The sequence below is a fragment of the uncultured Stenotrophomonas sp. genome, assembly GCF_913778665.1.
In the GTDB taxonomy this organism is placed as follows: domain Bacteria; phylum Pseudomonadota; class Gammaproteobacteria; order Xanthomonadales; family Xanthomonadaceae; genus Stenotrophomonas.
The window spans coordinates 365,552-387,411 of sequence record NZ_CAJYVQ010000002.1 but is presented as its reverse complement, the minus strand read 5'-3'; the positions used below and the strand labels follow the sequence as shown (position 1 = coordinate 387,411).

15 protein-coding genes and 1 tRNA gene are annotated in these 21,860 nt (G+C 63.8%); 5 read left to right on the top strand and 11 right to left on the bottom strand.

Annotated elements, in window-relative coordinates:
- Positions 1-119: 119 nt before the first annotated feature.
- The 5 genes from cyoD to QZ853_RS02640 form a co-directional block, all read right to left on the bottom strand.
- Positions 120-461 carry a cytochrome o ubiquinol oxidase subunit IV gene (gene cyoD / locus QZ853_RS02660; RefSeq protein WP_125427875.1) on the bottom strand — a complete coding sequence of 114 codons (342 nt, stop codon included), beginning with the start codon at positions 459-461 and terminating at the stop codon, positions 120-122.
- A complete protein-coding gene (cyoC, locus tag QZ853_RS02655; protein WP_295570515.1) occupies positions 461-1,099 on the bottom strand; it encodes a cytochrome o ubiquinol oxidase subunit III in 639 nt (212 codons plus the stop codon). The genes cyoD and cyoC overlap by 1 nt, the downstream gene beginning before the upstream one ends.
- Positions 1,096-3,093, bottom strand: a complete 1,998-nt coding sequence (gene cyoB / locus QZ853_RS02650) for a cytochrome o ubiquinol oxidase subunit I (protein ID WP_286071288.1) — start codon at positions 3,091-3,093, stop codon at positions 1,096-1,098. Before cyoB ends, cyoC begins: the two co-directional genes overlap by 4 nt.
- Before the next feature lie 2 nt (positions 3,094-3,095).
- Positions 3,096-4,136, bottom strand: coding sequence for a ubiquinol oxidase subunit II (gene cyoA / locus QZ853_RS02645; RefSeq protein ID WP_107230228.1), 1,041 nt, complete (start codon positions 4,134-4,136; stop codon positions 3,096-3,098).
- Between the two features lie 353 nt (positions 4,137-4,489).
- Entirely contained in the window at positions 4,490-4,846 is a 357-nt protein-coding gene (locus QZ853_RS02640; RefSeq protein WP_295570513.1) for a hypothetical protein, read from the bottom strand.
- 1,541 nt (positions 4,847-6,387) lie between these two features.
- Between QZ853_RS02640 and QZ853_RS02635 the strand changes: the two genes are divergently transcribed.
- A complete protein-coding gene (locus QZ853_RS02635) occupies positions 6,388-7,428 on the top strand; it encodes a hypothetical protein (RefSeq protein WP_295570511.1) in 1,041 nt (346 codons plus the stop codon).
- 138 nt (positions 7,429-7,566) lie between these two features.
- Positions 7,567-9,216 carry an SEC-C domain-containing protein gene (locus QZ853_RS02630; RefSeq protein WP_295570509.1) on the top strand — a complete coding sequence of 550 codons (1,650 nt, stop codon included), beginning with the start codon at positions 7,567-7,569 and terminating at the stop codon, positions 9,214-9,216.
- Positions 9,217-9,456: 240 nt separating this feature from the next.
- Here QZ853_RS02630 and QZ853_RS02625 read toward each other — a convergent pair.
- The 3 genes from QZ853_RS02625 to QZ853_RS02615 form a co-directional block, all read right to left on the bottom strand.
- Positions 9,457-9,532 (bottom strand) — tRNA-Thr (locus tag QZ853_RS02625).
- A 50-nt stretch (positions 9,533-9,582) separates the two neighbouring features.
- Entirely contained in the window at positions 9,583-10,587 is a 1,005-nt protein-coding gene (locus QZ853_RS02620) for a 2-hydroxyacid dehydrogenase (RefSeq protein WP_295570507.1), read from the bottom strand.
- A 103-nt stretch (positions 10,588-10,690) separates the two neighbouring features.
- Positions 10,691-13,564, bottom strand: coding sequence for an autotransporter outer membrane beta-barrel domain-containing protein (locus QZ853_RS02615; protein ID WP_295570505.1), 2,874 nt, complete (start codon positions 13,562-13,564; stop codon positions 10,691-10,693).
- Between the two features lie 238 nt (positions 13,565-13,802).
- Between QZ853_RS02615 and QZ853_RS02610 the strand changes: the two genes are divergently transcribed.
- Genes QZ853_RS02610 through QZ853_RS02600 form a run of 3 tightly spaced genes read left to right on the top strand, consistent with a single transcriptional unit; the run spans position 13,803 to position 18,096 of the window.
- Positions 13,803-14,330, top strand: coding sequence for an RNA polymerase sigma factor (locus QZ853_RS02610; protein WP_295570504.1), 528 nt, complete (start codon positions 13,803-13,805; stop codon positions 14,328-14,330).
- The gene (locus tag QZ853_RS02605) at positions 14,327-15,295 is read left to right on the top strand and encodes a FecR domain-containing protein (RefSeq protein ID WP_295570502.1); all 969 of its coding nucleotides are present in this window, start codon (positions 14,327-14,329) and stop codon (positions 15,293-15,295) included. The genes QZ853_RS02610 and QZ853_RS02605 overlap by 4 nt, the downstream gene beginning before the upstream one ends.
- A gap of 14 nt (positions 15,296-15,309) precedes the next feature.
- On the top strand, positions 15,310-18,096 hold the full coding sequence (locus QZ853_RS02600; RefSeq protein ID WP_295570500.1) for a TonB-dependent receptor: 2,787 nt from the start codon (positions 15,310-15,312) through the stop codon (positions 18,094-18,096).
- A gap of 17 nt (positions 18,097-18,113) precedes the next feature.
- Here QZ853_RS02600 and QZ853_RS02595 read toward each other — a convergent pair whose 3' ends face one another.
- The 3 genes from QZ853_RS02595 to ispH all read right to left on the bottom strand — a co-directional run bounded on the left by QZ853_RS02595 (position 18,114) and on the right by ispH (position 21,856).
- Positions 18,114-18,818 (bottom strand): lysoplasmalogenase, encoded by a 705-nt coding sequence (locus QZ853_RS02595; RefSeq protein ID WP_295570498.1) that lies wholly within the window; start codon positions 18,816-18,818, stop codon positions 18,114-18,116.
- Positions 18,815-20,698 carry a peptidase M61 gene (locus QZ853_RS02590; protein WP_295570496.1) on the bottom strand — a complete coding sequence of 628 codons (1,884 nt, stop codon included), beginning with the start codon at positions 20,696-20,698 and terminating at the stop codon, positions 18,815-18,817. The genes QZ853_RS02595 and QZ853_RS02590 overlap by 4 nt, the downstream gene beginning before the upstream one ends.
- Positions 20,699-20,905: 207 nt before the next feature.
- On the bottom strand, positions 20,906-21,856 hold the full coding sequence (gene ispH / locus QZ853_RS02585; RefSeq protein ID WP_295570494.1) for a 4-hydroxy-3-methylbut-2-enyl diphosphate reductase: 951 nt from the start codon (positions 21,854-21,856) through the stop codon (positions 20,906-20,908).
- Between the last annotated feature and the right edge of the window lie 4 nt (positions 21,857-21,860).

Here is a 21,860-nt window from a genome sequence, read left to right as displayed (position 1 = left end):
AGAGCCGGCCGCTGGCCGGCTTCCCGCAATTGCCGGCCAACGGCCGGCACCGCCCGTCCGCAGGAAAACAGAAAGGCCGCCAGAAGGCGGCCTTTCTGCGTGGCAACGTCGCGAGGACGTCAGTGCATCATGTGCACGTTCATGTTGTGCATGACCCACAGGGTACCGATCACGATGATGCCGATCACCACCACGGTGAAGGCCGCAGCGTTGACGTTCCAGCGGCTTTCCGAAGAGCGGTCCAGGTGCAGGAAGAACACCAGGTGGACCAGCATCTGCAGCACCGCAGTGATGGCGATGACCACACCGTTGACGGTGCGCGAGAAATCACCCGACATCACCATCCAGAACGGGATGACGGTCAGCACCACCGCCAGCACGAAGCCGATCAGGTACGACTTCACGGTGCCATGGCTTTCGCCGCCGGTGCCGTGGTCGTGTGCATGGTTGTCATGTGCCATTACAGCGCTCCATTGAGGTAGACGACGGAGAACACGCCGATCCAGATCAGGTCCAGGAAGTGCCAGAACAGGCTCAGGCACGCCATGCGGGTCTTGTTGGTCGGGGTCAGGCCGTACTTCTTCAGCTGCACGAACATCACCAGCAGCCACAGCAGACCGGCGCTGACGTGCAGGCCGTGGGTACCGACCAGGGCAAAGAACGCCGACAGGAAGGCACTGCGGTCCGGACCGTAGCCCTGGTGGATCAGGTGCTGGAACTCCCACACTTCCATGCACATGAAGCCGAAGCCCAGCAGCCAGGTGATGCTCAGCCACAGGTACATCTGGCCCATCTGCTTGCGGTGCATGGCGATCATGCCCAGGCCGAAGGTCAGCGACGAGGTCAGCAGCAGCGCGGTTTCCCACGCCACGAACGGCAGCTCGAACAGGTCCTTCGCGCCGGGGCCGCCATCGGTGCCGCCTGCCAGCACCACGTAAGTGGCGAACAGCGAGGCGAAGATGAGGCAGTCGCTCATCAGGTACACCCAGAAACCGAAGACGGTGTTGCCGCCGGTGTCGTGGTGCTCGTGGTCGTCATGGCCATGGGCCGCCGCATGCGCGGCGTGCCCGTGGCTCAGGGTCGAGGTATTGGTGCTCATGCCTTCAGCTCCGACTTCACCAGGCCCTGGGCTTCCAGGTGCTTGCGGTGTTCGTTCTCGATGCGTTCCACCTCGGCGGCCGGGACCCAGTAGTCCACGTCCTGGTCGAAGGTGCGGTAGATGAACGTGGCGATCATGCCGACGAAGCCGACGATGGCCAGCCACCAGATGTGCCAGATCATCGCGAAGCCGAACACCAGGCTGAAGGCACCGATGACAACGCCCGTGCCGGTGTTGCGCGGCATGTGGATGTCGGTGTACTTGGCCGGCTTCGGCCAGGCTTCACCACGCTGCTTGCGCTCCCAGAAATCGTCCAGTTCGGTGACTTCCGGCAGCGTGCCGAAGTTGTAGAAGGCCGGCGGCGAAGAGGTTTCCCACTCCAGCGTACGGGCATCCCACGGGTCGCCGGTCAGGTCGACGGTCTTCTTGCGGTCGCGGATCGACACGGCCACCTGGATGATCTGGCACAGGATGCCGGCGCCGACAATGAAGGCACCGCAGGCAGCCACCAGCAGCAGCGGCTCGTAGGCCGGGTTGACGGTGCTCTGCAGGCGACGGGTCATGCCCATGAAGCCCAGCACGTACATCGGCATGAAGGTCACGTAGAAGCCGATGAACCAGCACCAGAACGCGCACTTGCCCCAGAACTCATTGAGGCGGAAGCCGAACATCTTCGGCCACCAGTAGGTGATGCCGGCGAACATGCCGAACACCACGCCGCCGATGATGACGTTGTGGAAGTGGGCGATCAGGAACAGGCTGTTGTGCAGCACGAAGTCGATGGCCGGGATCGCCAGCATCACGCCGGTCATGCCGCCGATGACGAAGGTGACCATGAAGCCGATGGTCCACAGCACCGGAGTGGTGAAGTGCACGCGGCCGCGGAACATGGTGAACAGCCAGTTGAAGATCTTCACGCCGGTCGGGATCGAGATGATCATCGTCGTGATGCCGAAGAAGGCATTGACGTTGGCACCCGAGCCCATGGTGAAGAAGTGGTGCAGCCACACGATGAACGACAGCACGCCGATGCAGGCGGTGGCGTAGACCATGCCCTTGTAGCCGAACAGCGCCTTGCGCGAGAAGGTCGCGATGACTTCGGAGAACACACCGAACGCCGGCAGGACCAGGATGTACACCTCCGGGTGACCCCAGATCCAGATCAGGTTGATGTACAGCATGGCGTTGCCGCCACCGTCATTGGTGAAGAAGTGCGTACCCAGGTAACGGTCCAGGGTCAGCAGCACCAGGGTGATGGTCAGCACCGGGAAGGCAGCGACGATCAGCACGTTGGTCACCAGGGCAGTCCAGGTGAACACCGGCATCTGCATCAGCTTCATGCTGGGCGTACGCATCTTCAGGATGGTGATGAAGAAGTTGATACCGCTCAGCGTGGTACCCAGGCCTGCGACCTGTAGACCCCAGATGTAATAGTCCATGCCGACGCTTGGACTGTATTCGATGCCCGACAACGGCGGGAACGCCAGCCAGCCGGTGGCAGCGAACTCACCGATCCACAGCGACAGCATGATCAGCACCGCACCGGACACGAACAGCCAGAAGCTGAGCGAGTTGACGAACGGGAACGCGACGTCGCGCGCACCGATCTGCAGCGGCACGGCCAGGTTCATCAGGCCAGTGATCAGCGGCATCGCCACGAAGAAGATCATGATCACGCCGTGGGCGGTGAAGATCTGGTCGTAGTGGTGCGGCGGCAGGTAACCCTCGGACCCGCCGACGGCGAGCGCCTGCTGGGTACGCATCATGATCGCGTCGGAGAAGCCGCGCAGCAGCATGACGAAGGCGACGATGAGGTACATCACGCCGATCTTCTTGTGGTCCACCGAGGTGAACCACTCCTTCCACAGATAGCCCCACAGCTTGAACTTGGTGATCAGGGCCATGACGCCCAGGCCACCCAGCACCGCGCCGACCAGGGTGGTCAGCACGATCGGATCGTGGGGGATCGACTCAAGAGAGAGTTTTCCCAACATGTTCATTCTCCCGAACCCGCGTGGCCAGCGTGGCCAGCGTGTTCGTGTTCGGTGGCATCCAGGTTTTCACCCGATTCCTTGGAATCATGCGCGTCACTGGGGGCGTGGCCCTCGTGCGCTTCATGGCTGGCGGCATCGGCAGCGGCGGCACCGGCATGTTCGTGCTTCATGCCGTAGTGCTTGTTGTCGCCCATGTGCTTGGCGATGACCCAGTTGAACAGGCCCTCTTCGGTCTTGCCGAAGTAGGTGACCGGGTACCACTCGGCGTTGCGCGCCTCACCCAGGGCCTTGAACGAAGCCTTGTCCAGGGTCTGCTCGCCGGCGCGGACCTGGTCCAGCCACTGGCGGTATTCGGCATCGGTGACCGAGTAGGCGGTGAAGTGCATCTTGGCGAAGCCCGCGCCGCTGTAGTGCGAGGACATGCCCGGGAATTCACCGGTCTCGTTGGCGATCAGATGGAGCTTGGTCTCCATCGCGGCCATCGAGTAGATCATGCTGCCCAGGTGCGGGATGAAGAAGGCATTCATCACCGTGTCGGACGTGATCTTGAAGTTCAGCGGCGTGTTGACCGGGAACTTGATTTCGTTGACGACCGCCACCTTCTCTTCCGGATAGATGAACAGCCACTTCCAGTCCAGCGAGATCGCCTCGATGGTGACCGGCTTGACGTCCGATTCCAGCGGCTTGTAGGGGTCCAGCGCGTGCGACGAACGCCAGGTCAGGACCGCCAGCACCAGCACGATCATGCAGGGAATGGACCACACCACCACCTCGATCGCCGTCGAGTGGGACCACTTCGGCTCGTAACGGGCCTTGGTGTTGGAGGCGCGATACTTCCACGCGAAGGTCAGGGTCATGATGATGACCGGGATGACGACCAGCAGCATGAGCACGGTGGCCGTGATCAGCAGGGTCTTCTCATCCTGGCCGATCTGGCCCTTCGGACTGAGGATGGCCACGGCATCGCAGCCGGTGAGCATCACCAGCAACGACAGCAGCAGGCCCGGGCGCAACCAGCGCCCAAGGGTTTTCAACGGAATCATCGGTCGATCCAATTGCGAGGGAATGCCGTTCCCCGTCCTGCCTGTTCCAGCCAAAGCCGGTCCCACCGGTCCGGAAGACAGGTAGGGAGGTGGGGTCGAGTCAGCCTTTCAATTTTAGGCCGTCACCCACCATTTAAGAAAGGCATTGACATTGATCGAGCGCAGGAAAGGCCCGATTCTGGCTGCGACACGTTGTCGCACCGCGCCTGTGCGGGGTGTCCGGCAGCGCGGGCACGCAGCGTAGCATCGGGCTTGGTCGCGCCAAAGCCACCGGACCGGCAAAGTCTGCTGAACGCGTTCAGCAACAGCCATTCACTGCGGGATGGCGTGAGCGGTTGCGCAAGCGCGGCAGGTCAGGACGGCCGGACTTCCCTGCACACCAGTTCAGCCAGTTCGCGGCATGCGAAGAACAGCCCCTCAACGACGCCCTCATCCATATGGCGGTCGGGCGTCGCCACGGATTCGCAGCGACTCGCCGCATGCAGCATTTCCACCGCCGTCAGCATGCCGACGGCTGCGCGGTCGATCCTGGCCAAGGACTGACGACGGCCGTCAGACAGATTCTCTTCCGGCCACAGCATCCCATCGGAACCTTCGCCATCGCGGATGCGCTTCAGGCAGCCCTGGAAGGTGCTGAACTCATCGGAGGGATTGTTGCTGTCGTTGATGGGTTCATCGACGGAGAACGGCGGATTCTTGCGAGTGGTCATGGCGTCGGCTTCCGTGGCTGTACTTAACAGCGCCATCGCGCGAAAGCGGGTGGCGGACGGTGCGGGTTGCAAACCGGGGCAGATAGTTACCATTGACCGGCGGATCCGAAGATCCCCACGCACCGCCCGCCATAAAGGCCGACGGATTGCCAGCCGGCACCGTTTCAGGACGGCGCCGGCTGGCAAGCGTAAGTAACATCTGTCTCGGGTTTGCACGCCCGGCCACCCGCTTTCGGTGGCGCGCCATGTTGTTTACGCCCGCACGTTCGATTCAATGAGAAAAATCCGAAAGGCTCGGATGCATCGAAGGTGCGGCACGAATTGTTGCATACGCGATAGATGGCGGAAGTGACACGAGAAGACGCGAGCGCGCTAATGCTTAGACGGTGACGACATGCAGCGCCGCAAATGACCCGGAGACTTTTGAGACCCGTGACGTTCTCCGCTTACCAATAGTTGCATGAAGCAATCTGGGACAGCGAGCCGTGCCGGGGAATCTCCTACAATCTCCCGATTGAGCGTGCAAAGAGCGGCAGGCGGTTGGCTGCGCCGTGACGTTCGTGTCGTTCCTTGACGGCTAGATCGCGCTACCAACGCGGCCCGGAGCATCGCTTCTTCGTCAGGGGACAGGAACCGGACGACCTTACGGCTCGCCGCTGATCGCCGGCGCATGCCCATGAGGGGGTTAGTCTCGATCAGCTTCCACTCAACGGCCCGCGACAAGGCAGACCGCAGGCAAGCAAAGTCGCGCGCTGCAGTAGCCTTGGTGACGGCGTCAGGGCCAATGACGCGCCCGCGCCACCATCGCTCCATGGTGGGCACGTCTATTTCTACGATCTGACGGCGTAACAGCCACGGGAACACCGATCGGATGCGGTCCGGGTACTGACGACCACCCTTGAGCTCAGCCACAGCCCAAGGTTCGAAGTGATCGTTGAGGAGCGTCTCGAGTGTGCAACTCGTAGGCTTGGACTTCGCGAGGGCAGGCAGACCAGAATGAACATATTCAGCTACCGCCTGCCGGGCTTGATCTCGGGCTTGGTCAAGCGTCAGGTGCTCGACCGAACCCAATGTACGGCGCTTACCGTGCGCCCAGGTCACGATCCAAGCCTTATGCCCTGAAGGCTGCACACGCAGGATCAGGCCGCGAACCTGAGCGTCCCTGAGCTCATAGGGGCGCTCTCGGGGCTCAGCTGTGGGAACGATGCGCTTGGTGAGCGCTAATGACATCAGACGGATTGTCCATAAGTGGCGATAGAGCCAACTTAGGACAGGATGCGAGGGGATGTCTGGATGCGGATCGTCCGCCATGGAAGATCGACCATTCGTTGCCCTCGCGTCGGATCCACTAGTACTGAAGAGTACCCGAACCCGTATGACAGACCTCGACTAGCAGGATTTATCTATCCAAACGTAACCCGATAAGAACACAATGGGCAAGATTGTCTTGTTGACTTGCACTTCTTCAGCATGATCAAACAATGCAGCTAACAATCCCTCCCCTATATAACCCAGCACACCAGGACAAACGAGGCTACGAAATGTCTACAGAATGGAAGCACACAGTCAATGCGCAGTATCAGAGAGTTGCCACTTCGATCGCTGGGCTATCGACAGCCGCACTGGTACTCCCTTTAGTTTTCCTGCGCGAGATCTACCGCGCGGATAACGGACTACCCTTGACTAGCTATCTTACGTGGCCAGCTTACTTGGCTTGGAGCCTACTTCTCGCCTCCACGTTCATCACCTTGACTTTCCAGTACATCTCTGCCAAATGGATCAAAAATTCCGCCGGGGCGCCTACAACCCTGTCAGCGCAAGTACTTGAAAGAATATTGGACGTTTCATTTTGGTCGCTTGCCATTACATTTATTCTCGGAATACTTACTCTGACATATTTTGCAATCACGCTTCACGGAGGCATTGGCACCAATTCAGTGGCATCAAGTCATGCAGTGATTGCAACCATATCCGCAGCTCCAACCGTCGGTCGAAACCAGAGTGAGTTGGAACTACTGAGGCAGATCGCCGAAAACACCAAGGGCGCCTCTGGCGTTTGGGTAGCAGTCGTAACAGCAGTCGCGGCGCTTCTGGGTGCACTGGTGTCCGCATGGGCGGGTTTCATCGGTATGTCAAGGAGCGCGAAGAGTCAGGGGGAAATCGAGCGCGCCAAACTTCAAGCCACTCTCGTCACTGCGGAGCGCCTCCGCTGGCTCCAGGATCTGCGCTCTAAAATCGCCTCATTCTTTACTCACGTCGAGCTTCAATTGGACCTACTCTCACGTCCTCATAGTAATGAAAGCAGAGCGTCAGTTCAGCAGTCACTTGACGATATGTCCAAGCAGGTCGCAGCAGATGGCAACGCCATACTCCTCATACTAGATACTGAGAAAGATGGGCAGCGCGAGCTAGCGGAAAGCATTAACAATTGGCTGAAATACATGAATGACCAGTTCTCAAAGACGGAGCACGGCCCCGTCAAACGCGATGTCCCTCATTGCTCCAAACTTAAGTCTGAGGCATTTGATGCGCTCCGAATCATTGGCCAAAAAGCATGGAAAAAAGTACAGGCATTGGAGTGAATCACCATCAACCCCTCCTAAAGACAACCAGCCCCTGATGTATTGGAACCAAAACTATCCAGTGACACTATCCACTCATCCTTCCGACCAAGCTCTTGGTGGACAGGCCCAATCGCGTAGTGCATCCGTGCTAGGTCAATGAACAGCAGAGTCGGGAGAAATCAACCATGTCCATGCGGCAGCAACAAGAAGTTCAAGCGATGCCATGGTGGCCCGAATGCAACGCAAGAGGAACTACTGTCCAGCGGCGCCGAGCAGGCGCGACAGTTTGCGGCGATCCACCGCATCCAGCTTGAGCGCCAGCAAGGCTTGGGACGTGGCATCATTTCTGCGGTTTCCAGCGAGATGCGCTTGGTCGTTGTCGGAGCTCGTAAGCTCTGGGGCGACTGGAAGACGTTCCACGACTTTTTGTATACCTATGCAATGGACGTTATCGGTCAAGACTGGTTTCGAGCCGAAGCGGATAAACCTGCTGCCGTTCGCCATCCTATCTTCAACTGGCATGCGCGACTGATGACCTTGGCTAAGGCCAGCCAATGCGTCAGCGATCACATAAAACGGATTCCGCTCACGGGAGCAATCAATGCGTATCTCACCCTAGCCTATGACCTCTACACGCTAGAGCACAATGCAAGTCAGGCTCACACCCCCGGAATTAAGGAGCGGCTTTTCCATCGTCTAAAGCACCCGGACCAGTTCGTAGGCGTTCGGTACGAGGTCCGCGTCGCGGCAATGTTCCTGAGAGCTGGCTTTGATTTGATTTGGGAGGATGAAACCGACGGCACTTCGCGTCACTGCGAGTTCACGGCGACCTATCCCAAGACTGGAAGAAGCTTCGCAGTAGAATGCAAGATGCGTAACCAGAGCATGGGGGCGAAGTCACAATCAGGTTTCGGAAAATTCGTCGGGCTGGTCGGTGACGCATTATTGAAGGACACAGACATTGACCGTTTGGTGTTTGTCGACATCAACACCCCAGCCAAAGCACGAGCCCCCGACAGCCCCTATGACTGGCGGACGGCGGCGGTAAGTCACCTGCGGCGCTTCGAAGGCAGCAAACAAGCAGAAGGACTGCCCAGCGCCCTGATTTTTATTACCAACTTCCCTGATCACCATCATCTGGATGAGTCTGTCGCCGACGCCGGCGCCATCTTGGAAGGATTTAAGACCGCCGACTACCGAACTGGGGAGCCCACTACTATTCGCCAGAAGATCCAGCTGCGGGAACGTCTCCCTGAAGTAGAGACACTTTTTGCTTCGATGGTCGAGCATAGCGAAGTTCCTTCGACCTTCGAAGGTGAGATTCCGGGCCTACAAGACACCTCTCGACTTCTCATCGGCCATCGCTATCAAATGGACGACGGGCAAATCGGGCTACTGGAAGACGTTAGCGTTCATGAGCAAGACGGTCAGGTGTCGCTTGCCCTGCAAATGGAGGATGGCAGCAGAGCGATCTATCAGAATCTACTCTCCGAAGATGAGTTCATTGCATGGAAACGATACCCAGAGACCTTCTTTGGTGATGTCAGGCAGCGTCAAGGTCGGATAGACGATCCGATGGAGTTCTTCGATCGAATGCTGCAAATCTACTCGCAGACCCCCAAGGAAAAGCTGTTGGGATTCATGGCACCCGAGCCTGGCCTCGTCCGCGAAGAGCTTTCCGCCTTGGAGCAACCCGAGCTTGCAACGCTTTATGCGGAGCACATCACCAACGCTGCTGTGCTGCGAGCCGGTCCGCAGCCTATCCCTGCCAACATGCGGTGGATGCGTAAGCCCCCAGCACGCTAGTTCTACTCATTCATGGCCGCACTGAGAGTCGCCGACTCTCGTGGATCGAGGTGACCGTAAGGGAAATTGAAACCGGTCCACCAGACAAAGCTCCACATTCCGTACGGACGCGAACCATCCGCAGCTTTACGCAAGGATGCGCACTCAGTGACCGGAGGAGACGAACTCCTGACCAATCAATGGGTTCCGAATTCCGCACAAACAAAAAGCCCCGACCAGGGCCGGGGCTTTTCATCCAACTGGTGCCGGAAATAGGAATCGAACCTACGACCTACGCATTACGAATGCGCCGCTCTACCAACTGAGCTATTCCGGCGGAGCGCGCAATTTTACGGGCTGAGCGCCCCGGCGGTCAATCCACCCGGATCAGCCCGCCTCGACCCGGTTGGCGCAGGGCCGGCCGGCGGCGAAATCGGCCAGATTGCCCAGCGTGATCGCCGAGATCTCCTGCAGTGCCTCCACGGTGAAGAAGCCCTGGTGGCCGGTCACCAGCACGTTGGGGAAGGTCATCAGGCGCTGGAAGGCCTCGTCGTCGATGATCTCGCCGGACAGGTCCTGGAAGAACAACGCGCTTTCCTGCTCGTACACGTCGATGGCCAGGTGGCCGAGCCGGCGCGACTTCAGCCCGCGGATCACTGCATGGGTATCCACCAATCCGCCGCGCGAGGTATTGACCAGCATCGCGCCCGGCTTCATCCGCGCCAGCGAGGCGTCATTGATCAGGTGCTGGGTATCGGGCGTCAGCGGGCAGTGCAGCGAGACGATGTCAGCGCGCGCCAGCAGTTCATCCAGCGCCACCATCTCGCCGATACCTGCGAAGGCGGCCGACGGATACGGGTCATGCCCCAGCACCGTGCAGCCCATGCCCTTGAAGATGCGCGCGGTGGCCAGCCCGATCTTGCCGGTACCTACGATGCCGACGGTGCGGCCATGCAGGGTGCGCCCGAGCAGGCCATCGAGCATGAAGTTGCCTTCGCGCACGCGGTTGTAGGCGCGGTGGGTCTGCCGGTTGAGGGTCATCACCAGCGCCAGTGCATGCTCGGCCACGGCTTCGGGCGAATACGCAGGCACCCGCGCGACGAAAAGGTCCAGCGCTTTCGCGGCGGCGAGATCCACGTTGTTGAAACCCGCACAGCGCAGCAGCACGGCCCGCACGCCCATCGCATGAAGGGCGTGCAGCACCGCTGCATCCAGGCGATCGTTGACGAACACGCAGACGGCCGCACAGTCCTGTGCCAGTGCTGCGGTATGCACATCCAGCGCGGCATCGAAGTAGACGAACGTATAACCCTCCCCCACCGCGTCGCGCTGGTTGGCTTCGTCCAGGAAGCGGCGGTCGTAGGGTCGGGCGCTGAAGACGGCGATCTGCATGGAAGGACCTGGGTGGAATGCCCTGCCGACCATACCGCAGCCACGCGCCTGTGGGGATGGCACCGGCGATGCAGGCATCGCCGGTGCTTTTACCGCTTGAAACCTAGAACCGGTAGCCCAGGCCCAGCATCACGCCGTTCTGGATCTGCCCGTCGCGGCGCTCGCCCACGTAGTCGGCCATGATCGACAGGCGCTCGCTGGCGCGGCTGGTCACGCCCAGGTTCCAGGCCAGCACCTGCTCACCCACCGCCTGGCTGCTGGCGCCGAACACCAGGTCCGGGGCGGCGGCGAAGCCGGTGCTGTAGCGGGCCTGCGAATCGCCCAGTTCCTTCTGCCAGACCACGCGCGCGCGCGGGGTGATGCGCTCGCCGTTGTTGCCTTCGAAGGTCCTGAACAGCTGCAGGCCGGCACCCACGCGGATGCTCTCCAGGCTGCCGCTGCGGCCCACCAGTGCACCCGCGCCCTGCCCTTCATTGAAGCGCGTGGCCGAGGTACGCGCGTAGTCCACCACCGGCAACAACGGCTGGATCACCAGGCCCTTGCCGGTGGTGAACGAGAACGCGTGCTCGACCCGCGCCGAGAGCGCATCGTTGTTGTACTTGGCGCGCAGCGGCTGCTGCAGGCCATCGATACCGCTGACGCTGCGCCGGGTGTCATGACGCAGGTCGGTATAGCGCACCGCCGCCGACAGATAGCCGCGCGAATAGGTCGCGTCCAGATAGCCGCCCACGTCCAGCGCGCGCACGTCACCGCTGAAGTCGGAGCCGTCGCGGCCCTTGGTCGACATATCTGCCGCTGCCACGCTGACGCCCAGGGTGACACGGTCATCGGCAACGCGGGCATCGGCACCGACGACGACGCCGCCGATGTTATGGCTCAAGCCGGCCACGCCACCGTCGGCATCGATGCGGCCGTGGCTGGCGAAACCTCGCGCCCAGATGCCATGGCTGCGTCCCGCATCACCGCTGCCTTCACCGCCACCCGCCGCCGGCTCGACCAGGTGCATGGCCAGCTGGTTGAACAGGCTGCCATGGCGCATGCCCGGCTGCGTCGACGCCGACTGTGCGGCCTGCGCGGCCAGGCCGTCGGCGTCGCCACCGCTGCGCAGCGCGGCCTGGTGCTGCTGCACCACGTTGCCGATGCTGCCCACCAGCGCGCTGTCGGCCAGGCGCAGGCTGGCATGCGCGTCACCACGCAGGGCACCGGCCTGCTGCGCGATCACATCACGGTCGGCGAACTGCAGCGCGCCGAGCAGCGATTTCAGTCCCGTGTCCTTGCGATCGGACGCGGTCGCCAGCGCACGTCCGAGGCCATCGCCGGAGCTGCCGTTGGCGAACAGCCCCAGCTGGTCGAAGCCCGGATTGGCGGTCAGCCACAGGCCATCGGCGGTCTGCTTCACGTTGAAGCTCAGCAGCGAGTTGTGGCGCGGCCGGAACACCTCACCCCCGGTGATGCTGGCGCTGTAGCCGGTATCGCCCAGGCGCACGGCCTCTTCGAATCCGCCTTGGTAGATCGGGCCCTGCACGAGATCGCGACGGAAATCCTGGCCGTAGTATCCCTGCGCCACGTTCAGTTCGAGGAAGGCGCCCTTGGAGATCACCAGCGCGCCGTCGGTCGGCTTGCTGTCGAAGAAGCTGCCCACGCGGATGCGGCCACTGGCGGCGCCACCGTTCTCGGTCACGTCGAACAACACCTTGCCGCCCGGCATGATGTTGACGTAGCCGTGGGTGACCAGATCGCCACCGCGCGGCATCAGCGTGCCGTACACGCGCAGGCGGTTGAAGCCATCCTCGCGCCAGGACGGTTGCGTGCCGCCGGCCAGTGCACTGAGGTCCATCGCGGTGCCGGCTACGTCACCATGGCCGACCAGCATGCCCGCGCCCATCACCCGCACCTCCGAAGCACGCAACGCGCCCCCTTCCAGGGCGATGGTGCCATTGTCGACCAGCATGAAGTCCGCACCGGTGGTGGCAGCAGTGCGCCAGGTGGCGCCGTTGGTTACTCGGATCACACCCATGGAGTTGTCCAGCGTGGACACATCCAGGTCAGCCAGGCGCAGCTTGGACAGCAGCAGGGCCTTGTACATCGGATCGTTCTGGTAGTCCTGCACCGAGTTCGCACCGATACCCTGCGGACCGTTGCTGGAGGCGTTGTAGATGCTCTGCGCCAGATTGATGTAGCTGGACTGCCAGTTGGTATTCCAGCGCGCGAAATCATCATCGACGAAGGTCTGCAGCTGGCGGCCGGTACGCAGATAGCCCGGGTTGATGTCACCGCTCACGTTGGCGGTGACGTTCAACGTGTCGCCCGGATCGCGGTAGCCCTTCGCGGTGATGATGCGGTTGCTGTATATGTCCTGGCCCGGGAACGACTCCAGCTTGCTGCCGCTGCCGTCCGGATCGAAGGTGACCGAGGCGCCAGTGGTACGCGCCGGATCGCGGAACACCAGCAGGCCGTTCGGCTGCACCACTTCGTACATGGCCTTGTGCAGCAGGCCGGCATCCATGCCACCGCCGTAGTTGCCGGTATAGATCTGGGTCATGCGCGGCGACGGCGTGTAGATCACCTTGCCGCCACTGCTGGCCGCGTGGATCTGAACCGAATCGATGATCGGCAGGTCGCCGGCCAGATAGCGCTCGACGCCACCGGACTGCATGATCGAGCAGGACGAAATGCAATTGCCGGACACGATGGTGTTCAGTCCGGAGGTGCGGATGATGCCCTGCAGCCACTCGCCGGCGATCAACGCACCACCATTGGACGTGCGCAGCACCACCTCACGGATCGGCCGGCCCTCGGCCTGCGCCTTGGCCAGCAACGCCGGCAGCGATACCACGTCGGCGTAGGTCACCCCGCCGCTGAGGAAGATGCGATCTCCCTGCACGTGATAATTCATTGCCATGACGTCATCAGCTGCAGCAATGGTGCCCATGCCGATCAGCCCGGCCAGGGCCAGGCTCAACTTCGAATGCTTCATACGTTCTCTCTCTCCACCCGCAACACGCGGGTGAAAAGCCAAACGTTGGAACGACGTGATCACCCCCAGTGCCCCGCTGCACGAAAAATGAACAAATTCACAATGGATGTGACGCCGACGCACACTCTTCCCCATCGGGTCATCGTCGCGTAAAACTCGATGACGCAACCGCCAATGTCAGCCGAGGCCAGCCCTGTCCGCCCCGTCCCCCCTGATCCATCGCGCGCCGGAGCCGTCCGTGCCTGCGGACGCGTTCATCGCGTTCGTGCGCGAAGAACGTGCGCCGCTGTGCGCGTTCCTGCGCACGCGGGGGGTCGGGCCGGAGGATGCCGAGGACATCGCGCAGGACTGCATGGAGCGACTGATCCGCTATCGCGCGCACGGCACCGACGAGCTGCGCCTGCTGCTGTATCGTATCGCCCGCAACCGCCTGGCGGATCGCGGCCGTTCGCCGCAGTCCCGACCGCATTTGCCTCTGGCCGAGCACGACGGCCGCGACGAGCCTGCCAGCCCGTCGCCGGATCCATTGCGCCAGGCCGAGTCCGGGCAGATGCTGACCCTGCTGCGGCAGGCCCTGTTCAAACTGCCCGAGCGCGCGCGCGAGGTGTACCTGCTCAACCGGATCACCGGCATGAGCTATGCACAGATCGCGCGGCACTGTGGAATTACTGCCAAGACCGTGGAAAAACATATCGCCCGTGCCCTGCAGGGCCTGCGCCAGGAGTTGGGACCGGAACCACTGCACAACGACAGGGATACGGAATGAACAGCCAACGGCACACGGAAGACGCCCCGCTGTTCGAACGCGCCAGCCTGTGGGTGGCACGTCTTGAAGCACCGGATTGCACGCCAGAAGAACGCGAGTCGTTCGAAGACTGGCTTGCCGAGGATCCTGCCCATGTCAAAGCCTGGGTGCAGGCGGAGAACCTGTTCCAGCAGGGCCAGGGTCTGGCCGCAGACCCCTGGCTGCGCACGGCGGCGGCACGCGCTGCGCGGCCGGCGCGGCGCCGCTGGCTGCCCGCAGTGGCTGCTGCAGCCGGTATCTGCCTGTCCATCGGCGTGGGCTGGATGGTCGCTATGGATGGCAATCCCACCCCGCAACGCTACGCCAACGACAGCCACCAGCCGCAGCAACTGACCCTGGCCGATGGCAGCGTGGCAACGCTCGATGCCGGCACTACGCTGCATGCGCGGTTCGGCTGGCGCCACCGGGAACTGGACCTTGAGCGCGGGCGCCTGCAGCTGCAGGTTGCACCGTCGAGCAAGGCGCTGCAGCTGAAGGCTGGCACCAGCACGATCCGTGATATCGGCACGACCTTCCAGGTCGAGCGCCTGCACGACGGCCTGGTCGAAGTCTCGCTGCTGGAAGGTGCAGTGGAAGTCAGCAACGGCGCCACCCAGCACACGCTCGCACCAGGCCAGCAACTGCAGGTGCTGCCGTCCGGACGTATCCAGCCCGGCCCGGCGCTCTCGTCCACCGTCGCGGCCGAGGCCTGGCTGCACGGGAAGCTGGTGTTCGATGCCACGCCGCTGTCGATCGTGGTCGAACGCATGAACCGCTATGGCCATGCACCGCTGGTGATCATCGATCCGGAGATCGCCAACCTGGCGGTCAGCGGAACGTTCCGCGCAGGCGACGCACAGGAATTGCTGTCCGCGCTGGAACTGGGTTGGTCTGTCGCTGGCCAGACGCGCCCGGATGGCGCGCTGGAACTGCGCCGCACGTATTGAGGAGGCCTGCGGTGATGGCAGGACCGGGCGCGCTGCAGTGGGGGCTGCTCCGACTCCTGCTGTGCCTGGTATTGCCACTGACGATGTGGCCAGCCACCGCTGCCGCTGAAGACGGCGTCGCCAGCAACTACCACATCAATCCCGGGCCGCTGCCGACCGCGCTGCAACAGTGGGCACGGCAGAGTGGCATCGCGCTGGTGTTCGATGCCCGCGAACTGGCCGGGCTGGACACCGGCGGCGTGCACGGACAGGCCGATCCCGCCGCTGCATTGAAGCAGCTGGTGGCCGGCATGCCGGTCACCGTCCTGCGCACGCCATCCGGCGGCTTCGTCGTCCGTCGCGTGCGCGTCGCAGCCCCCCCTGCACCGCCGCTGCCGGCAACGGTACCGGCACGCCCCCGCGCCGCACCCGCGCGACTGCCGCAGGTGGACCTGGCGCCGATCCATGTCACCGGCAGCCGCCTGCCACGCACCTCGGTGCAGACCACCCTGCCGGTGACCACGATCGATCGCGCCGACATCCTTCGCAGCGGCTACGGCAGCCTGTTCGACCTGCTGCGGCACCTGCCCGGCATGAACGGACTGCCGGCGATGAGCAGCGCCCGCAGCGGCGATTCGCAGTACCTGCCGGTCGGTGCCGCGGCCACCACCAGCCTCGATGGCATGGGACCGCGCGCCACGCTGTTCCTGGTCAATGGACGTCGCCTGCCACGCTATCCGATGGTGTCGCTGGAACAGGGCGGCCTCACCGATCTGGGTGGCATTCCTCTCAGCTTCGTCGAACGCATCGAACTGGTCCGCGGCGGCGCCTCGGCCATCTATGGCGCCGACGCGATGTCCGGCGTGGTCAACATCATCCTGCGCGACCAGGCCGACGGTCCCGAAGCCACGTTGCAGACCGGCCTGAGCAGCCGCGGCGACGCCGCGCAATACCGCGTGCAGGCGGCCAGCGGTGGCCTGCGCGAGGGCGGCGACCGCTGGTTCGCCGGCCTCGACCTGCATCGCATCGAGCATCTGGCCGGCGACCAGCGCGACTGGCATGCGGAAACGTCGCAGTACCTGATCGGTGCTTTCCGCGATGATCGCTACTGGCCTGCCTCGCGCTGCGAAGGCCCGCTGAAGCGACGCAATGGCGCCTGCTGGTTCGACAGCTCGCGCCCACGCTCACTGCAACCCGCCTCCGACACCGCCTCGGCCTACCTGCGCTATCGGCACGAGCGCGGCGAAGGACGCTACGTGTATGCCGAAGCCCGTGCCAGCCACAACCGGCAGCGCTTCGACCTGGGACCGACTGCCGTTGCGCTCGGCCTGTACGGCTACACCTTCAACAGCGTCCTGCGCGAAGCCGGCAACGTGCGGCCACGCGTGCGCGCGACCGATGCCGATTTCACCGTCGGCATCGGCCGCGACCAGGGCCGGCGCAGCTGGGATGCCGGCCTCAGCGCACAGCGCAGCGACGTCAGCCTGTCCACATCAGGTACCGTGCGCGCCACGCCGCTGATCGAGGCCGCGCAATCGCTGCGGTTCCTGCCGGGGTTCAACACCCTGCCGGCCGAGGAAGCAACGTCCTTGTTCCCCTCCATCCGCAACCGTGGCGTCACCGAACAGTGGCAGGGGTGGTGGGGCCTGCAGCGCGAACTCATGGCGCTGCCGGGCGGCGCTGCGCAACTGGCCACCGGCATCGATCTGCGCCACGAGCGCTGGACCTCGCACCCGGACGCGCTGCTGAGCCAGGGCGACCTCGCACTGGGGCTGCCGCAGCAGCAACGGCGCCTGTCGCGGCAGAGCGGTGGCGCCTACGCCGAGCTGGGGCTGCCGCTCACGCCGGCGCTGCGCATGGACCTGGCCGCACGCGGCGACCACGACGGCGGCTACACGGCCTTCTCGCCACGCGCCGGGCTGCGCTGGACACCCACACCGTACTGGTCGTTCCTGCTGGCCAGCGGCCGCGGTTACCGCGCACCCAGCCTGTTCGAGCAGCGTCGGCCGCCCGGCCAGTTCGGCAGCGTGACCCTGCCCGCCTCCAGCATGCTGCCGCCGTGCGCGCAGGGCACCGCCGACGGCCGCTGCGTGGTGACTGCCGACGTGGAGGAGAACACGGCACTGAAGGCCGAGCGCTCGCGCAGCCATTCGCTGGCGGCAACCTGGTCGCCCAACGACGCCTTCTCGCTGTCGCTGACCCACAACATCGTCGAGCTGCGCAACGAGATCCTTGCGCTGCAGCCGGCCGATGCGGTGTGGAACCGCACCACCTGGCAGCTGGATGAAGAGGGCAACCTGAGCAGCGTGCGTCTGTCGTTCGACAACATCGGCCGCACCACCTCCCGCAACTGGGTGCTGCGCGGCGAGTACCGCATCGACAGCGGCAACACCGGCCAGTGGCTGTTCTCACTGGACGCGCTGAAGCAGCAGGAACTGCGCCGCCAGCGTGACCATGAGCCGGCCATCGACCTGCGCGGGCATGTGACACCCAGCATGGCGGCGGTGTTGAACGTGCAGTGGCAGAACAGCAACTGGGACATTGCCCTGCGCGGCAACCAGGTCGGCCGCACGCGCGCATGGCTGCCGGGCGCCGAGTGTCCGCAGGCACAAGTTGATCAGAACCACTGCATGAATCCGCGACAGCTGCGCTGGAATCTGCATCTGGCCCGCCGGCTGGGCCCGCGCATCGTTGCCGCGCTGGACGTGCACAACGTGCTGGACGCACAACCGGTGAACTACCTGGACGGCAATGGCGGCCAGATGCCCGGCCTGGACGATCCCCTCGGCCGCTACTACCTGCTCACCCTGCAGTTCCGCTGAGCGAAGCACCTTCTTTGCTATTTCACCGAGCGGGCGATAGCGTACTGTGCGGCGTAGTAGGTGGACAGCACCAGCAGGCTGGCCAGCGGCAGGCCACCGGCGAATCGGTCCCAGGCCAGCAGCGAATCGCTGGCGACGAACAGCACGGCACAGGCCAGCAGCGAATCGCTGGCGACGAACAGCACGGCACCGGTCGCCGCCCAGCGTGCACTGCACGGTTCCGGCGCGGCCGCCCGAGGACGCACCCATGCGCGTGCAAGTGCCAGTACCGCCATCGATGCCAGCACGACCACATACGCCAGCACAGGAATACGCATCGGCACCGGCAGGTGCGGCCACAGGCCCGTCACGTTGAGCACGGCGAATGCGCTCAGCAGCACGACGGCGGCGAGCAGTCCACGGCCCCCGCGCAGACCGTCGCGGAAGGCGACGATGTAGCAAAGGTGTGCCAGCAGGAAAGCGACCAGCCCGGGCACGAACGCGTCGACCGGCAGCATCAGCGCGATATCGCCCACGCACGACAGCAGCATGCCGGCCAGCACCGCGCGCCGGTAGAACGGCCGCGCGGGATTACGCACCTGCCAGGCGATGGCGACGATCAGCAGTGTGGTCGCGGGCTTGGCCAGCCAGTGCAGCCAGCGCCCGTCGCCCTCCAGGAACGCGCCGACGATGGCGAGGACCGCCATCAGCAGGACCACGCCGTCGCGCACGCGCGGTTTCATCGCGCTTTCCACAGGTCCGCCAAGCGGTCGGGCTTGCCGGCAATGCGCTCCAGCACCGGGTACTGCAGGCCACCGTGGTAATCGATGTTCATCGTCTCGATGCGGTCGAACTGCTTCACCAGCAGCACGATCGGCGCCTTGTCCTTCGCCGCGCCGGCGACCGCGTCCTTCAGCCGCTGGCTGCTGTACTCGCGGCCACCGACGGCGATCACCTTCATGCCCGGCGCCAGCCCAGCGTTGAACGCCGGGCTGTCCCAGATCACATCACCGACCGTGCCGCTGTCGAGCACCGTCGCGCCCAGCGAGTAGGCCAGCAATGCCGCCTTGGCGCGCTTCTCCTGCGCCTTGTAGGCATCGTTCGGGGTATCGCGGTAGGCCAGCTTCCAGCCGGCCAGCGCCAGGCCGCCGGTCAGCGAACCATGCCCATCCAGGCGGCCGCGCAGGAAGGTCGCCCAGTCATACGGCGCGATACCGTTCAACGTCGCCACCACGTCGTCGAAGGTGTACGGGTTGACGTCCCAGTCGCCGTTGCCGACGCCGAAGAACGCGCGCGCGAAGTCATCCAGGCTGCGGCGGTTGCCGCTCAGCTCGCGCAGCTTGCCTTCCACTTCCAGCCACAGCATCTGGCCACCGGAGTAGTAGTCCTCGCTCATCTGGTAGTTGCGGTACGGCAGGGTGCGGCGCTGGGCGATGGTCGGGTCGTTGGTGGTGTCCTGCAGCGGGCGCCACGCCAGGCCGGGCCGCCCACGGTCATAGGTCGCCGCTACATTGGCCAGCATGTCGCGCGCCTGCGCGACCGACCACAGCCCCGAGCGCGCCGCCAGCACCTGACCCCAGAACTGGGTCTGGCCTTCGTACACCCACAACAGGCTGTCGCCCATCGGCACGTTGAAGTTGGCGGTCGCCAGATCGGCGCCACGGCGGTACTTGCCGTTCCAGGAATGGGTGTACTCGTGCGGCAACAGGTCACGCATCCAGGCGTTGCTGTCCCACTCGGTGAAATAGCCCGGATCTGCGCTGTTCTCGCTGGAGCGGTGATGCTCCAGGCCGATGCCGCCGAGACGGTCGGTCAGCGCCAGCAGGAACTCGTAGCGGTTGTAGTGGCGCGCACCGTAGAGCCTGTCAGCCTGCTGGACCAGCGCGCGATGCATGGTGATCTGCGCGTCGGTCGGCTTCAGCGACTTGGCCTCGTCGGCGAACACGTTGAGGTGCACCGGCACCTTCGCGCCCGGATCGAGATCGATGCGCTGGTAGTGTTCGCCGGCGAACAGGGGCGAATCAACCAGGTGATCATAGGAAATCGGCTTGAACACCACGGTGTCACCGTCGCGGCGCGCGGTTTCCAGTGCGGTGGCGAACGACCAGCCCTTGGGCAGGGTCACGCTGGCCTGCGCCTGCAGCTGGCGCGCATCGACACCGGCCGGATACAGCGAGTTGGCGTTCCACTGCAGGTTGAGCATCTCCGGGGTCATCACCACCCGGCCCTGGCTGCCGCCCTGCGAGGACAGGAAATCGAAGTGGGCGACGATCTCGCTCACGCCTTCGGGCACGTCCACCTTGAACGCATACACGTTGTACTGGTCGCGTTGCCACGCCAGCGGCTTGCCGTTGGCGGTGACGCGCAGTCCCGCCAGTTTGTCGATCGGGCCGGTCGGCGAATGGTTGCCGGGAATCCACTGCGGGTACAGGAGGGTCATCGGACCGGGCTTGGCCGGGACGGTGGCGGTGACCTTGAAGATACGCCGGGCCAGGTCGCGCGCGTCCACATCGATGCGCAGCACGCTGGTCGCCATGGTGTTGGCGGGTGGTGAGGTCTGCGCCATTGCAGGCGTGGCCGCCAGCGCGAACAGCAGGGACATCACCAGGGCACGGGTCTTCATCGGGCTGCATCCAACAACGGAGAATGCTCCGATGCTAGGCCTGTCGCGTGCACTGCCCCATGGCCAAAGGTCATGGAGCGCGCGAACCCCACCAGAAGCGGCAAACCCGGCAACAAGGCCGTGAGCGGTAGATCCACGCCATGCGTGGATGAAATGCACCCAGAAGCAGTGCGAACCCAGGTTCGCACCCACCAGAATCAGGTCCGGTCAGTCGACCAGACGCAGGCGCAATTCCTTCGGCAGCGCGAACACCATCGATTCCGGTTCGCCGTCCAGCTCGCCCACGCCGGTGGCACCCAGCTCGGCCAGGCGCGCCAGCACGCCATCGACCAGCACCTGCGGCGCCGAGGCGCCGGCGGTCACGCCGATGTGCTGCTTGCCTTCCACCCAGCGCGGATCGATCTCGTGTGCGCCGTCGATCAGGTACGACTCCACACCTTCGCGGCGGGCCAGTTCGCTCAGACGGTTGGAATTGGAGCTGTTCGGCGAACCCACCACAAGCACCAGGTCGCAGCGCTTGGCCAGGTCGCGCACGGCATCCTGCCGGTTCTGCGTGGCGTAGCAGATGTCGTCGTTCTTTGGGCCCTGCATCGCCGGGAAGCGCTCGCGCAGCGCATCGATGATGCCGCGCGTGTCGTCCACCGACAGCGTGGTCTGGGTGGTGTAAGCGAAGTTTTCCGGCTGGCTGATGTGCAGCGTGGCGACCTGCTCGACATCCTCGACCAGGTAGATCTGGCCGGTACCGGCTTCGCGGTTCCACTGGCCCATGGTGCCTTCCACTTCCGGGTGACCGGCGTGGCCGATCAGCACCACGTCACGGCCGGCACGGCAGTGGCGGGCCACTTCGAAGTGGACCTTGGTCACCAGCGGACAGGTGGCGTCGAACACCTTCAGACCACGGCGCTCGGCCTCCTGGCGCACCGCCTGGGACACGCCATGCGCGCTGAAGATCACCGTGTTGTTGTCCGGCACTTCGTCCAGTTCCTCGACGAAGATCGCGCCGCGCTGCTTCAGGTCGTCGACCACGAAGCGGTTGTGCACCACTTCATGGCGGACGTAGATGGGCGCGCCCAGCGTTTCGATCGCGCGCTTGACGATCTCGATCGCACGATCGACACCGGCACAGAAACCACGCGGGTTGGCGAGCAGCACATCCATCAGT

Coding starts and splice junctions, on each gene's coding strand:
- cyoD (WP_125427875.1), bottom strand. CDS start 461: ATGGCACATGACAACCATGCACACGACCACGGCACCGGCGGCGAAAGC.
- cyoC (WP_295570515.1), bottom strand. CDS start 1,099: ATGAGCACCAATACCTCGACCCTGAGCCACGGGCACGCCGCGCATGCG.
- cyoB (WP_286071288.1), bottom strand. CDS start 3,093: ATGTTGGGAAAACTCTCTCTTGAGTCGATCCCCCACGATCCGATCGTG.
- cyoA (WP_107230228.1), bottom strand. CDS start 4,136: ATGATTCCGTTGAAAACCCTTGGGCGCTGGTTGCGCCCGGGCCTGCTG.
- QZ853_RS02640 (WP_295570513.1), bottom strand. CDS start 4,846: ATGACCACTCGCAAGAATCCGCCGTTCTCCGTCGATGAACCCATCAAC.
- QZ853_RS02635 (WP_295570511.1), top strand. CDS start 6,388: ATGTCTACAGAATGGAAGCACACAGTCAATGCGCAGTATCAGAGAGTT.
- QZ853_RS02630 (WP_295570509.1), top strand. CDS start 7,567: ATGAACAGCAGAGTCGGGAGAAATCAACCATGTCCATGCGGCAGCAAC.
- QZ853_RS02620 (WP_295570507.1), bottom strand. CDS start 10,587: ATGCAGATCGCCGTCTTCAGCGCCCGACCCTACGACCGCCGCTTCCTG.
- QZ853_RS02615 (WP_295570505.1), bottom strand. CDS start 13,564: ATGAAGCATTCGAAGTTGAGCCTGGCCCTGGCCGGGCTGATCGGCATG.
- QZ853_RS02605 (WP_295570502.1), top strand. CDS start 14,327: ATGAACAGCCAACGGCACACGGAAGACGCCCCGCTGTTCGAACGCGCC.
- QZ853_RS02600 (WP_295570500.1), top strand. CDS start 15,310: ATGGCAGGACCGGGCGCGCTGCAGTGGGGGCTGCTCCGACTCCTGCTG.
- QZ853_RS02595 (WP_295570498.1), bottom strand. CDS start 18,818: ATGAAACCGCGCGTGCGCGACGGCGTGGTCCTGCTGATGGCGGTCCTC.
- QZ853_RS02590 (WP_295570496.1), bottom strand. CDS start 20,698: ATGAAGACCCGTGCCCTGGTGATGTCCCTGCTGTTCGCGCTGGCGGCC.
- ispH (WP_295570494.1), bottom strand. CDS start 21,856: ATGGATGTGCTGCTCGCCAACCCGCGTGGTTTCTGTGCCGGTGTCGAT.